The sequence below is a fragment of the Reichenbachiella versicolor genome, from assembly GCF_003171675.1.
Lineage (GTDB): Bacteria > Bacteroidota > Bacteroidia > Cytophagales > Cyclobacteriaceae > Reichenbachiella > Reichenbachiella versicolor.
Genome location: NZ_QFZQ01000002.1, coordinates 719011 through 732343 on the forward strand (window position 1 = coordinate 719011; position 13333 = coordinate 732343).

Genomic DNA, 13333 nt, shown 5'->3' on the forward strand with positions numbered 1-13333 from the left:
AAGAAAAGGAGTTTAGATATCTAAACTCCTTTTTTATTGCAATTTACTTTCTTACCGCAGACTTATATTTTTATAAGACATTTCCCTTTCACTTTCCTTCCTAAGATCTCTTCCATAGCCTCTGAAACCTGTTCTAGCGTATATTCAGCATGAATATGAGACTGAATAGATCCTTCAGCAAACCATGTGGTCAACTGTTCGAAATTTTTTCTATTCACTTGAGGCTCGTTTCTAAACAATCCACCCCAGAACACTCCAACTATTGACGCACTTTTTAAAAGAGGAAGATTAAACGGTATAGAAGGAATATTCCCTCCCGCAAAACCTACCACTAAATATCGACCATTTCTTGCTATAGCCCTAAAAACACTTTCAGCCATACTCCCACCGACAGGATCATAAATTACATCTACTCCCTTACCTCCAGTAAGCTCCTTTGCTCTTTCCTTAATGTTTTCAGTCGAGTAATTAATTACCAAATCTGCTCCTAGAGTTTCCTTACAATATGATAGCTTTTCATCAGTAGAAGCAGCCGCAATCACTTTCAATCCAAGCCTCTTGGCAATCTGTATAGCTGCAGTCCCTACTCCTCCTGCGGCTCCTAGTACCAGTAGAGTTTCTCCTTTTTTGACTTGTGCTCTATCGACAAGAGCATGATAAGACGTTCCATAAGTCATACAGGACACAGCTGCGAGGTCAAAACTCATCCTGTCAGGAATTATGAAGGCATTCGTAGCCATTGATCTTGCTTCTTCAGCAAGACCTCCCCAACTAGTGCCTGCCATTACTCTATCACCAATGCTTAAATGTTCCACCTCCGTTCCAATTGCCTTCACCACTCCTGCCACTTCTCCCCCTGGACTAAATGGAAGCTCTGGTTGAAATTGATATTTCCCTTGGACTATTAGTGTATCAGGATAATTCAACCCTGCTGCTTTTACATCAATAACAATTTCTCCAGTTTTAGGCTGTAAAGATTTTACTTCCTCAATGACCAAAGGTTTTCCTAACTCTTTACAAAGCAATGCTCTCATACTTCTAACACTTCAAACGTAGATAAATACAATAAATACCCTTTTACTTCTTCATACCCCATCCCAGATAAAATCCTCTTATAATCATCAACTTGACTAAGGTGTTTCGACAACTTTAGACCTGTTTTGTAATCAATAACGACAGCCTTATTCCCATCTATCAATACCCTATCCGGTCTTTTAAGACGTCCATTATCCAATAAAATTGAAGCCTCATTTTTGACTATCATACTTCCGTCATACCACGACGAAACTCCTGGAAGATTCCATGTTTTACGAAGCAACTCTTTGATCTCTATTAATTCTTTATCAGAAAGAGAAAAACGATTCACAGCTGAATCTAAAGCATTTGTAAAATCACTTTGAGTCTCTATCTGGGACAAGACCCAATGCACTACATCTCCATGATCAATGGAAGCTTGTTGAGATTCTTGTAATACCGGCTGACTTGGCCGAACTTCTATATCATGTTTAAACAAACTATCCGAAGGGCGTGGGTCTACAGTTACACCTGTTATTTCCTTCTCCGAATATTCAGAATACCTCAGTTCACCAATCACCTTAGACCAAAGAGGCTCCTCGTATTCAAAAGTATCTTCATCGCTAATTTTCAAAACTAAATCAGCCATATTAACCATTCGACCAGAAGTTTTACCTCCTAAATACAAATACTCTTCTGCGCGCGTAGTTGCGACATATAGTAGATTCAAATTATCTAAATAGGCATCATTTTTTTCTTTATAATACTCTTCATTAAAAATAGTATTCTCTAATGCACTACCATATCTAACTGGTAATTTAGAAACTCCACTCAACCCTTTTAACTCATTGGTACTGCACCAAAGTAAAGGCTGCATTGAACTTACATAATCCAAAGACCAATCGCAGAAAGGAATCAAGACAGCTTTAAATTGAAGTCCTTTAGACTTATGAATGGTCATAATATTGATAGCATTTTGACCTTCACTCAGCTGAATTGACCTTCTATCATTCAAATCCCACCATTTCAAAAATTCAAGTAGACTATCGGGTTCATAAGATAGATAATCCAAGACAGCATCTTGAAAGCCCATTACGAAAGGCACATCTGATTTTCGAGTCAATAGATCAAAAACAGTAATTATTAGCTTTACATAATCGGTAAGTAGTTTGGGTTGATGAGATTCGACTGTATCTAAATAGATCTGTAAAAAATTCTCATCTGATTCATTATGATGAAACAATGCATATTCTAATTTTGCTTTATTTAAGTCATTTGGAACCTCTGCAGCAAAACGAAGGGCTTGTATTATTATATTAACAGCAGAATTATTCTTGAGTAATAAAGTTTCATTGGATACAAAATCATATTTACCTTCTCCTTCTTCCTTAATCAACTCTATCAAACGGTCGGCTACCTTTTTACCTTCAGATTTTTTCCTAACAAGTATGGTAATATCTCCCAATTCATAATTCCTTTTTCTAAGCCCCTTGATTTCGTCGACCATTCTATCAAGTAGCACCTCTCCCAAGTCAACTGTATCGCTAGATTTATCTGTAAAGCACATTGATATTATACCTTCTCCAGACTCATCATATAGATCTTGTTCAACACCAGTATAAGCAGACTTTAGCTTTAATACATCTTCTTTTCCACCTACTTTATCAGTAAGTTGGTATTCAAGTTCCTTAGGAGCCTGATTGTAAAGGGTATTATTAAATTTAACAATATTCTCTTTGCTTCTTCGATTAGTAGACAACGATTCATTTTGTACAAAGGCCTCCCCTATATCTTTCTGAACCTGCTCTAATAAAATCTTCCAGTCCCCACCACGCCATCTATATATTGATTGTTTGACGTCACCAACAACCATATTGAACTGTTCTTGACTTACACTATCAAAAACCAGTGGTTTAAAATTTTGCCATTGCAAGAAACTGGTATCCTGAAATTCATCAATTAAGTAATGTTTAAAACGAGAACCTGTCTTTTCATAGATATATGGCGAATCACTGTCATTTATAATCTGATTTAGAAATAGTGGAAAATCAGAAATGAGCAATAATTCGTTTTCTTCTCTATATTGATCGATCCCATGAGATACTCTAGATAAAAGTCCAAAAGCAAAAATATTCTTAGAAATAGCAGATAGCGAGTTATATAACCTTTGCTCTAATCGATAGAAATTAACCATTTCTTCCGTTATCTCGCCTAAACCCCTTTCGATTACTATATCTATTTGCCCTGCTACTTTACATGATTTGGAATACCACTTACCTTGTTCATATGCATCCAATACTCGTTTACCTGGGGAAATAAATTCACCCTTTGAAACCTTAAACAAATAACCACCTACACCAGCTTTTCCATAAGAAAAATCTTCAAATGCTATTCCTTTTTCAGCCATCAGGTTTAGTGCCATTTCCCCATAGGACTGATACTTTGTCTCTATTTCTTTTTTCTTAGAATATATAGATTTCAGATAGCTAGGCATGAATTCAGGATCTGCCATAGCTGTAAACAACTGTTGCTTATCTGCTATAATTGACTCTTTGAAAAGCTCTCTAGCCAGTTGATTAATTTCCCCTTTTGTTTCCCAAGACTTACCTTCAGAGAGTTTAGACAGTGCAAACTCGGTCAACCAGCCTACCAGCATAGGGTCATCGGCAATATTCTTAAGAAGCTGATCTATGACCTCTTCGATTACGTGATTTTGGTCAAGCTCGATCTTGAACCCAGTCTGGACTCCCATTTCTCGAGCAAATGATCGGACAATCTTCTGAAAGAAGGTATCAATCGTAGAAACTGCAAATGAAGAATAATTGTGAAGAATATTTACAAGTAAATCTTCAGCCTTCTTAGAGAGTAAAACCTGCCCTATTCCAAGATCTTTTTTTAAATCTTCAGACATGGAATGCTCTCCATTACCAATTTCTTTGAGCGTAGAAATAATCCTGGTTTTCATTTCTTCTGTAGCCTTATTGGTAAAGGTAACAGCCAGAATTTGCTTGAAGTTATCAGGATATTTGAGAGCAAGTCTCAAATAATTGTAAGTCAAAGCATAGGTTTTTCCAGAACCTGCAGATGCTCGATAAATAGAAAAGTTTTTCACACAGCTACGGCTCCTTTGATGTGTGGGTGAGGATCATATCCTACTAATTCGAAGTCTTCATATTTGAAATCAAATACACTTTTCACTTCAGGGTTAATTTTCATTGTAGGTAATGGCCTAAAATCTCTTGACAGCTGCAGATGAGTCTGCTCGATATGGTTTGAATAAAGATGAGCATCTCCTAAGGTATGTACAAAATCACCTGGCTCTAAATCACAAACTTGAGCTACCATCATAGTTAACAAGGCGTAAGAAGCAATATTAAAAGGCACACCTAAAAACACATCAGCGCTTCGTTGATACAACTGACAACTTAGTTTTCCATCAGCCACATAAAACTGAAAGAAAGCATGACAAGGAGGCAATGCCATATTAGGAACTTCCGCTACATTCCATGCATTCACAATCAAACGCCTAGAGTTTGGATTGTTTTTAATATCATCTATGAGCTGAGAAATTTGATCTATATGTCCGCCATCAGGAGTAGGCCAGCTTCTCCATTGAACTCCATATACTGGCCCCAATTCTCCATTCGCATCAGCCCATTCATCCCATATCGAAACTCCATTTTCCTTGAGGTAATTAATATTGCTATCTCCTTTTAAAAACCACAGCAATTCATGTATGATCGATCTCAAATGCAGTTTTTTAGTCGTCACTACTGGAAAACCTTCTGATAGATCAAACCTCATTTGATGTCCAAAGACACTGATTGTTCCTGTACCTGTCCTATCTCCTTTTTGCACTCCTTCATCCAGAATGCGTTGCATTAGTTCATGATATTGCTGCATGTAATTGGGATTGTTTTTTTCAGAACTTAAAATTAATAGAAAACATAATCTCATCTGTCGTCTAGTATATTTTTTACCCCTTCTTAGTCAACTTCCTAACATGAAGGTTCGTTAATCCGACCTGATTATATTTGTTTGATTCTGAAACAAAGACATATGTTCACTCGCCGATCCGCTAAAATCAGCATTTCTATCACAATTGTAATCTTGTCATTACTAGCTACTCAACTTACAAAACTTGGATTCGATTATGAATTTGAAAAATTCTTCCCAATCGGTGATCCTGATTTAGTTTTTTATGAAAAATTCAAAAAAACATTTGGAGCTGATGATGACTATATAATGGTGGGTATAGAATCAGAAAATGGATTATTCAATACGGCATTCCTTACAAAACTTGATTCTGCAATTAGTGGGTTAAAAACGATAAATGGCACTAAATCAGTTACTTCCCCTACCAATCTCAAAAAACCAATTAAGACACCTCTCGGTTATATTCAAATTCCTTACTTACACTCATTAGGTAATAAAGTCATTAAGTCAGATAGTGTAAAGCTTTTAAAAGAACCTATTATCAGGGATAGCTACTTTTCTGATGATATGAAAACAATTAAAATAATCGTTACCCACTTTCAGTTCCCTTCAAAGAAATTCTCTGACAAATATGTCAGTTCAATAGATAGTACTCTTTCACATTACGATTTTAAAACAGTAAGAAAAGTTGGTAAAGCAATAGCTCAACACGCTTTTATTGATGCCATTAAAGCGGATTTTACAAGATTTCTTATCGGTGTAATCATTTTGATTACAATCCTAATGACAATATTTATCCGGTCCACCAAACTTGTCATTGTTGCATTATCCATCAGCTTACTATCAGTCATGGCTACGATGAGTATCATGGTAATGACAGGAAAGAAAATAGACATTCTATCCTCTTTGATTCCTTCAATTTTGCTAGTAGTCTCAATGTCCGACATCATTCATCTATTCTCCCATATTAGAAAAGAACTTAGTCACACAGCGAACTATAAAGTTGCGATAGGAATAGCAGTTAAGGAAATTGGATGGGCAACTTTTCTTACATCAATTACCACTGCCATAGGTTTTATTACGCTCATTAACATCCGTGTAATCCCTATAATAGATCTTGGAAAGTATGCTGCAGCTGGAATTTTCACTGCTTTCATTATCACCTACTTATTATTTCCTGCTGTAATTCTCTTGACCAAACCAAAATTCCCAATGCGCAAAAACCACCTAGCAATCATTAAGTCTCTGACTTGGACTATTAGGATTGTATTTAAAAAAAGAGGCATTGTCTTCTTAACTTCTATCGGAGCATTCGTTTTAATAATATTTGGAATTAGCAAAATAGAAATCAATGACTATTTAATAGATGATATTCCTGATGCCAATGAAGTCAAAACAAATTTCCAGTATTTTGATAATCATTTCGGAGGTTCTAAACCATTTACCCTGAGTATCCAATTAACAGATTCCAGTCAAAAGATATACAGTAAAGAGGTAATTTCAGAAATCAATAAACTTGAAAACATCGTCGACACAGTGCTAAACGCTGGACTTCTAGTATCTCCTGCGTCGTATATAAAAGGAGCTCATCAAAGCATAAAAGGTGGAAATCCTGACCATTTTCAAATTCCTTCAACTAACCAAGATTGGAAAGCGTCTTTCAATTTTATCAAAAGGTTTGATCCAGAATCAAAAGCCCGAAAACTATCAGAGGGATCTCAAACTCAAATTATAGGCTACTCAAAAGACCTAGGCTCAAAAAATTCAAAGGCTAGAAAAGCAATATTCAATAAAATTACAAAGAAAAACATCGATCTAAATATTATTACATTCAAAGAAATAGGAACGACTTATCTGGTAGAAAAAAGTAGTGAACTTCTTTCATTGAGCTTATTAAAAGGACTCTTACTAGCTCTTGCTATAGTCGGAATCATAGCTGGAATAATGTTTAAATCCTTTAAAATGATCTTGATCACATTGATCCCAAACCTATTTCCAATTTTAGCTGTGGCTGCAGTAATGGGTTTTTTTGGAATTCCCATCAATTTGGGAACGTCTATAATTTTCGCTATTTCTTTTGGAATAGTAGTTGATGACACCATTCATTTTTTAAGTAAATTCAAAATAGAAAAAGAAAAAGGTCTATCAACTGTTTATGCACTTAAAAGAACCATCTATGGGGCAGGTGAGCCTATCATCATCACCACAATCATACTTACTGCCGGTTTTGTCATCTTTTGTATTTCAGAGTTCAGTGCTTCATTTTATACTGGACTATTCGTAAGTGTTTCATTTATAGTCGCTCTTATTGCAGATCTCTTTTTATTACCTGCACTGATATTGCAATTTATGAGTAAACCAAAGAATGAATCAGCAGATTCTTCTGTAGAATTACGAGAAAACACTAGCCTTAGTAATTCCTGATTACACTACCTTAGACATCCAATAAATACAAAAAGATATAAAATGTTGAAACGGTTTATCGCAGTATCAATAATATTAACCTTAATTTCTTTCTCTTCAGAAGCACAGAGGTATGGCCGATATTCTAAATTCAGAGTTCAAGCAGGTCTGGTGGCTGGAACAAACTCCTATTATAAAAAAGACCCAGTAGACCCTAAAATAGGCCCTGGAATAAATGCTAGTGTAGAATATGCATTTCATAAATTCTGGAGCACATCCATCAGCTATACTTACTTTTATACTGGATCAGACGACGTATCCTATATGGGAGCAATCAATGCCGATTTTCGATACTACATTCCAACAGAACATGTTGAAGACAAACCTTACATACTTCTAGGAGCAACTAATGTGACCAGAAATCAATTTGATTTCAAAAGAGCCAAGGTTAATGTAAGTGAAACTGGATTGAATTTTGGCGTAGGGTACAATCACAGATTCAATAAAGATTGGGGATATAATTTTCAAGCTAAATACCAAACAGCTGGTGGTAGCGGGCAATTTGTTTTTAATTTAGGATTTATAAGAAGTCTATAAATTAAAGATTCAGACAGCCTAAAATAACAGCTTATTTATTTTTTACTCACCCAAATATTATCTCTTATATAAAACCTCCAAGGTAACAATGCGTCTTCTTTTGCATATCCAACCCCAACCCTCGTACTTACAGTTTCCTATCACTAGTAACTATTTCTCCTTTTTCAATGGAAATAGCTTTTTCTCCCAAAACATCGCCTGTCATATTACTAACAATACCCATTGCTTTAGAAAGTTTCCCAGGACCATTTGTTGGTTTTTCCCCACCTCGCTCTTTCATAATCTCAACACCCTCGATTGGTTCCAAGGCCCTAATTAATACCGCATCAGCTACACCTTTTACATTGGTCACTATATTAAATAAATGATGAATTCCATAACATAGATAGACATAAGCAACACCTCCTTTTTGATACATCACTTCCGTTCTTTTAGTCCGCCTACCATATATAGGCTTGACAAGCTTTATCATTTTCACCACGATAAGCTTCTACTTCCACGATCTTACCTACAGTTCGTTCTCCATCGATTTCAGTCACTAAATACATTCCAAGAATCTGCCTTGCAACACTCACCACATCTTCTGCTTGAAAAAACTTATTTTCAACCTTCATAAAAAAAGTTTATATTGTATAAACCAAATAAAATTTGGCACGTTTGATTATCCATCTAAATATCAACTTTTATGAAATTTAAAGCTAATCCTTTCTCTCTGTCTATGGTAATCAGAAAGCAAACTGATTTAGGGCTAGAGAAATTGGCAGATTTAGCAGATTCCTCTGTCGATGCCATTAGCAAAAAAACTAGGTATGGAATGGATAAAATAAGTGCTGCAATTAATCTACCCAAGAGTGATAGGTTAATTAAGCTCAAGTCTACTGAACTTCCCAATCTATTCCCTGTTCATGAATAGTTTTAGGAGGGTCTGAAATTGAATAGTCTCTCATATTTATAATTGTCGAAAGGCGAAGCTCTGGTTCAGCTTCGCTTTTTTTATTTATATCCTTGGACTACGTAGGCAATTCTAACAGATTAGATTGGGATATTGAGGCCATTATGATAATTTAGCGGCTCGATTTGGACACCCCGATAATCTTAATTAAATAAATACGAATGAAAACATTACAATTCAGAGAAGCCCTCAGAGAAGCGATGAATGAAGAGATGAGACGAGATGAGTCGATTTTCTTGATGGGTGAGGAAGTAGCTGAATACAACGGTGCATACAAGGTAAGTCAGGGCATGTTGGACGAATTCGGTCCTAAAAGAGTAATTGACACTCCTATTGCGGAACTTGGGTTTGCAGGTATCGGAGTAGGAGCTGGAATGAACGGTCTGAGACCTATCATTGAATTCATGACTTTCAACTTCTCTCTAGTAGCCATTGACCAAGTGATAAATGGTGCTGCCAAAATGATGTCTATGTCTGGTGGCCAATATAATGTTCCCATCGTATTTAGAGGCCCTACTGGAAACGCAGGTCAATTAAGTTCTCAGCACTCTCAGAACTTTGAAAATTGGTATGCAAACTGCCCTGGTTTAAAAGTTGTAGTACCTTCCACTCCAGCAGAAGCGAAAGGCCTATTAAAAGCATCTATCAGAGATGATGATCCTACTATTTTCATGGAATCAGAATTGATGTATGGTGACAAGGGTGAAGTTCCTGAAGGTGAGTACATAATTCCAATTGGGGTTGCCAACGTAGAGAAAACAGGAAAGGACGTTACTATAGTTTCTTTTGGTAAATTCATGAAAGTCGCAAGACAAGCTTCTGACGAATTAGCTAAGGAAGGAATTGATGCCGAAGTGATCGACCTAAGATCTGTGAGACCTATTGATTACGGTACATTAATAGAGTCAGTAAAGAAAACAAATCGAATGGTAATAGTAGAAGAAGCATGGCCTTTAGCGTCCATTTCTTCTGAACTCAGTCATCATGTACAAAGAAACGCATTCGACTATTTAGACGCTCCTATTCACAGAGTAACTAGTAAAGACGTTCCTTTACCATATGCTCCTACATTGATACAAGAGATTCTGCCTAATGTTGAAAGAACTGTAAAAGCGGTAAAAGAAATCATGTACGTCCAAAAGTGACAAGAAACATATAAAAACCTGTATAGCCCCAAGCTTTAAAACGTTTGGGGCTTTTTTTATCTGGCACTCAAAATATGTAAACATTTTGCTAATTGCATTTTTCAAAGAATTTAAATTTTGAACAGTGATTAAAAATGTACTGATCACGATTCGAAAAAATCAATAGTAAAATCCATTTTTTTGTTACTTTTTTTTTACCCATTTTTGAACTCCACTACCTCCTACAAGAGACAGTAATTTAGCATAAACCACTAATTTTTTTATCCGAAATGCACGAACAGATTTGGGCTAAATGTTTGACTTACATCGCTGAGAAAATCCCCGCTCAAAGTTTTAAAACATGGTTTCAGCCAATTAAGCCTGTTTTTTTCAATGATTCGGTATTAACGATTCAGGTTCCTTCTCAGTTTTTTTATGAATGGCTTGAGGATAATTATGTTACTATCCTAAAAGAAGCTATTACTAATGAAATTGGCCCTTCAGGCAAACTAGAATACTCTGTAGTAGTAGATCAAGGAGATTCTCAACATAAACCAACCACTGTCAACCTAGCACAGAAAAAAGAATTTCCAAGTTTTGGACAAAATGGTACGGCTACAAAACCAAGCTATACTAGTCCATTTGCCTTACCTGAAGTTGCCAACCATCAACAAAATTCAAACCTAAACCCTAACTATACTTTTGATTCCTATATTGAAGGAGACTGTAATAGACTAGCTAGATCTGCAGGATATGCAGTAGCATCTAAACCAGGTTCTACTTCTTTTAACCCATTAATGATCTACGGTAGTGTTGGTTTAGGAAAAACTCATCTGGTACAATCGATAGGAAACAGAATCAAAAAGGAAAATCCTGAAAATTTTGTTTTGTATGTAGCTTCTGAAAAATTTGCTAGTCAATTTATTGAAGCCTTAAAGAGTAATAGTCTACAAGATTTTACTAACTTTTATCTAAATGTAGATACGTTAATCATTGATGACGTACAATTCTTCAAAGACAAAGTAAAAACTCAAGAAATTTTCTTTCACATATTTAACCACCTTCACCAAAACAATAAGCAAATCATCATGTCTAGTGACAGGCCTCCTACCGAATTAGAAGGTTTGCAAGAAAGACTAGTATCAAGATTTAAATGGGGACTAACTGCAGACTTACAACGCCCTGATTTTGAAACTAGGTTAGCCATTATTCAGAAAAAGCTTCAAGACGATGGTCTAAAAATCGATGACAAGGTTCTAGAATACTTAGCTTATAGTATTGATAGCAATATAAGAGAACTTGAAGGTGTACTTATTTCATTAGTTGCTCACGCATCTTTAAACAAGTCTGAAATTGATATGGAATTGGCTAAGCAAACGCTCAAGTCAATTGTTAAAAACATTGAATCTGAAGTAGGAATTGACTATATCCAAAAGACAGTCTCTGAATACTTTAACGTATCAAGTGACGACTTAAAAGCCAAAACAAGAAAAAAAGAAATAGTTATTGCTCGTCAATTAGCTATGTACTTCTCTAAGGACTACACTAATCACTCTCTAAAGAGTATTGGAAATCATTTTGGAGGAAGGGATCATAGTACAGTAATACATGCTTTGCAATCGGTAAACGACATGCTTGATACAGATGCTAGATTTAGATCTAGCTTTTCCGAGCTCAAGAAAAAGTTTAAGATGAAGTCAATATAAGACTTCATTTTACTTTAAGCCAAGATATAGCCTTATCTAAATCTTCAAAATAATTCACAAAAGCTCCACCATGCATGGCGAGCTTTTTTTGTATGTCATTAACTGTAAATTGTGCAAATAAATCATCTGGCAAAACAACCGCAGCAACTTTAACTCCTGATTCCATCATATCAATAGTAAATTTACCAGAGATATAACGCTGAGAACTCGCATCAAGTACTTCTAACCCTCGAGCATCATACAATACTTTACGAGCTCCTTCTATCAATACAGCATCGATAATACGCTGCCCAATAGCTAATATTTCATCATGAGTACAGAAACCTGTCCAAGCACTTGTAAGAATTTTCTTTTTGAAATCCCAATATAGCTTGACATATGGTTTGTCAATATAAAGTTTTGCTGATGTTGGTAACTTGATCTCCACTTCTGATTGATTATTATCTCAATTCAAAACTATTGAATTATCAAATAATTCAGAAGTAGAAATCGATTTCGCGGCTTTAAAAATGAACCCAACCTTGAGCCTTCAATGGAACGACTTGTTCACTCTTCGTCACCATATTAATACCTTTCTCTTTTTTAGTAACATACCCTATCGTACTGATATCTGGATGTAACTTAATTTTTTCATATTCGGACTGACCTATCGTAAACAACAATTCATAATCCTCTCCTCCATTCAAAGCACATGTAATGGGACTTAGACCAAACTCTATTGCGGCCTCGTAAGACTCCTTAGATACCGGGATTTTATCCTCATAAATAACAATTCCTACATCAGAAGATTTAGCAATATGAAAAAGCTCTGATGCTAAACCATCAGAAACATCTATCATAGATGTAGGTATTAATTTCTTATCTGACAATTCATAAATTATGTCCATTCTTGCTTTAGGCTTAAGTTGCTTCCCTACCACAAAGTCATACTTCTCTAGATCAGGTTGCATTTCAGGATTAGACTTATACACTTCTTTCTCTCTCTCTAAAACTTGAAGACCAAGTAATGCACCACCAAGATCTCCTGTCACACAGATTATATCATTTTCTTCAGCATTCTTTCTATATGCTATTTTTTCCTTAGGAGCAGAACCAAACACTGATACAGAAATAACCAATCCAGTAGGTGAACTAGTTGTATCCCCCCCTATAAGATCAATCCCATAATCTTCACAAGCATACTGAATGCCTTCATACAACTTCTCTACAGCCTCAACAGAGAATCGGTTGCTCAACCCTAGACTAATAGTTATCTGTTTAGGCATCCCATTCATTGCGGCTATATCCGACACATTTACTGCTACGCATTTATATCCTAAATGCTGAAGAGGCATATATGAAAGGTCAAAATGAATTCCTTCTAGTAACATATCAGTAGAAACTAATTGAAGCTCTTGACCTCCATGATCCAAAACTGCCGCATCATCTCCTATACCTGTAAGTGTTTCTCTATTTTGAATGGTAAACTTAGAAGCTATCTTATCAATCAATCCAAACTCACCTACCTCTCCAATCTCCGTTCTCGTATCTTTATTTGACATGTAATTATCGGTTTACCGATTTTTATCTAAACGTATTATAAATAAATCAATAGTTTTGCA

General features: G+C 35.7%; 12 protein-coding genes. 5 read left to right on the top strand and 7 right to left on the bottom strand.

The genetic code is table 11. The features are described from left to right. Positions 1–62: 62 nt before the first annotated feature. Genes DKG80_RS07650 through DKG80_RS07660 form a run of 3 tightly spaced genes read right to left on the bottom strand, consistent with a single transcriptional unit; the run spans position 63 to position 4917 of the window. Positions 63–1034, bottom strand: a complete 972-nt coding sequence (locus DKG80_RS07650) for an NADPH:quinone oxidoreductase family protein (protein WP_109830723.1) — start codon at positions 1032–1034, stop codon at positions 63–65. After that, positions 1031–4126 carry a UvrD-helicase domain-containing protein gene (locus DKG80_RS07655; protein WP_109830724.1) on the bottom strand — a complete coding sequence of 1032 codons (3096 nt, stop codon included), beginning with the start codon at positions 4124–4126 and terminating at the stop codon, positions 1031–1033. The genes DKG80_RS07650 and DKG80_RS07655 overlap by 4 nt, the downstream gene beginning before the upstream one ends. Next, positions 4123–4917 (bottom strand): thymidylate synthase, encoded by a 795-nt coding sequence (locus tag DKG80_RS07660; protein ID WP_109830725.1) that lies wholly within the window; start codon positions 4915–4917, stop codon positions 4123–4125. The genes DKG80_RS07655 and DKG80_RS07660 overlap by 4 nt, the downstream gene beginning before the upstream one ends. A 156-nt stretch (positions 4918–5073) precedes the next feature. Between DKG80_RS07660 and DKG80_RS07665 the strand changes: the two genes are divergently transcribed. After that, positions 5074–7374, top strand: a complete 2301-nt coding sequence (locus DKG80_RS07665) for an efflux RND transporter permease subunit (RefSeq protein WP_109830726.1) — start codon at positions 5074–5076, stop codon at positions 7372–7374. A gap of 42 nt (positions 7375–7416) precedes the next feature. Then, positions 7417–7950 (top strand): outer membrane beta-barrel protein, encoded by a 534-nt coding sequence (locus tag DKG80_RS07670; protein WP_109830727.1) that lies wholly within the window; start codon positions 7417–7419, stop codon positions 7948–7950. Positions 7951–8077: 127 nt separating this feature from the next. On the opposite strand, the gene DKG80_RS21420 is transcribed toward DKG80_RS07670, so the two are convergent. Both DKG80_RS21420 and DKG80_RS21425 read right to left on the bottom strand, forming a co-directional pair. Continuing rightward, the gene (locus DKG80_RS21420; protein WP_317048730.1) at positions 8078–8422 is read right to left on the bottom strand and encodes a DNA-3-methyladenine glycosylase; all 345 of its coding nucleotides are present in this window, start codon (positions 8420–8422) and stop codon (positions 8078–8080) included. Further along, positions 8391–8564 (bottom strand): DNA-3-methyladenine glycosylase, encoded by a 174-nt coding sequence (locus DKG80_RS21425; RefSeq protein ID WP_317048731.1) that lies wholly within the window; start codon positions 8562–8564, stop codon positions 8391–8393. Before DKG80_RS21425 ends, DKG80_RS21420 begins: the two co-directional genes overlap by 32 nt. Before the next feature lie 71 nt (positions 8565–8635). On the opposite strand from DKG80_RS21425, the gene DKG80_RS07680 reads away from it, so the two are divergent. The 3 genes from DKG80_RS07680 (at position 8636) to dnaA (ending at position 11732) form a co-directional block, all read left to right on the top strand. After that, on the top strand, positions 8636–8863 hold the full coding sequence (locus tag DKG80_RS07680) for a hypothetical protein (protein WP_109830728.1): 228 nt from the start codon (positions 8636–8638) through the stop codon (positions 8861–8863). 200 nt (positions 8864–9063) lie between these two features. Next, complete coding sequence (locus tag DKG80_RS07685) at positions 9064–10047, top strand: pyruvate dehydrogenase complex E1 component subunit beta (protein WP_109830729.1); 984 nt, start codon at positions 9064–9066, stop codon at positions 10045–10047. A 269-nt stretch (positions 10048–10316) separates the two neighbouring features. Continuing rightward, complete coding sequence (gene dnaA / locus DKG80_RS07690) at positions 10317–11732, top strand: chromosomal replication initiator protein DnaA (protein WP_109830730.1); 1416 nt, start codon at positions 10317–10319, stop codon at positions 11730–11732. 4 nt (positions 11733–11736) lie between these two features. Here dnaA and DKG80_RS07695 read toward each other — a convergent pair whose 3' ends face one another. Further along, positions 11737–12159, bottom strand: a complete 423-nt coding sequence (locus DKG80_RS07695) for an STAS/SEC14 domain-containing protein (protein ID WP_109830731.1) — start codon at positions 12157–12159, stop codon at positions 11737–11739. 76 nt (positions 12160–12235) lie between these two features. Beyond that, positions 12236–13273 carry a thiamine-phosphate kinase gene (gene thiL / locus DKG80_RS07700; protein WP_109830732.1) on the bottom strand — a complete coding sequence of 346 codons (1038 nt, stop codon included), beginning with the start codon at positions 13271–13273 and terminating at the stop codon, positions 12236–12238. Positions 13274–13333: the final 60 nt, after the last annotated feature.

What these genes read in the sequence shown, in the direction of transcription:
- DKG80_RS07685 (WP_109830729.1), top strand. Translation starts at nt 9,064, where the DNA reads ATGAAAACATTACAATTCAGAGAAGCCCTCAGAGAAGCGATGAATGAA.
- DKG80_RS07680 (WP_109830728.1), top strand. Translation starts at nt 8,636, where the DNA reads ATGAAATTTAAAGCTAATCCTTTCTCTCTGTCTATGGTAATCAGAAAG.
- DKG80_RS07650 (WP_109830723.1), bottom strand. Translation starts at nt 1,034, where the DNA reads ATGAGAGCATTGCTTTGTAAAGAGTTAGGAAAACCTTTGGTCATTGAG.
- DKG80_RS07670 (WP_109830727.1), top strand. Translation starts at nt 7,417, where the DNA reads ATGTTGAAACGGTTTATCGCAGTATCAATAATATTAACCTTAATTTCT.
- thiL (WP_109830732.1), bottom strand. Translation starts at nt 13,273, where the DNA reads ATGTCAAATAAAGATACGAGAACGGAGATTGGAGAGGTAGGTGAGTTT.
- DKG80_RS21420 (WP_317048730.1), bottom strand. Translation starts at nt 8,422, where the DNA reads ATGATAAAGCTTGTCAAGCCTATATATGGTAGGCGGACTAAAAGAACG.
- DKG80_RS21425 (WP_317048731.1), bottom strand. Translation starts at nt 8,564, where the DNA reads ATGAAGGTTGAAAATAAGTTTTTTCAAGCAGAAGATGTGGTGAGTGTT.
- DKG80_RS07660 (WP_109830725.1), bottom strand. Translation starts at nt 4,917, where the DNA reads ATGCAGCAATATCATGAACTAATGCAACGCATTCTGGATGAAGGAGTG.
- DKG80_RS07665 (WP_109830726.1), top strand. Translation starts at nt 5,074, where the DNA reads ATGTTCACTCGCCGATCCGCTAAAATCAGCATTTCTATCACAATTGTA.
- dnaA (WP_109830730.1), top strand. Translation starts at nt 10,317, where the DNA reads ATGCACGAACAGATTTGGGCTAAATGTTTGACTTACATCGCTGAGAAA.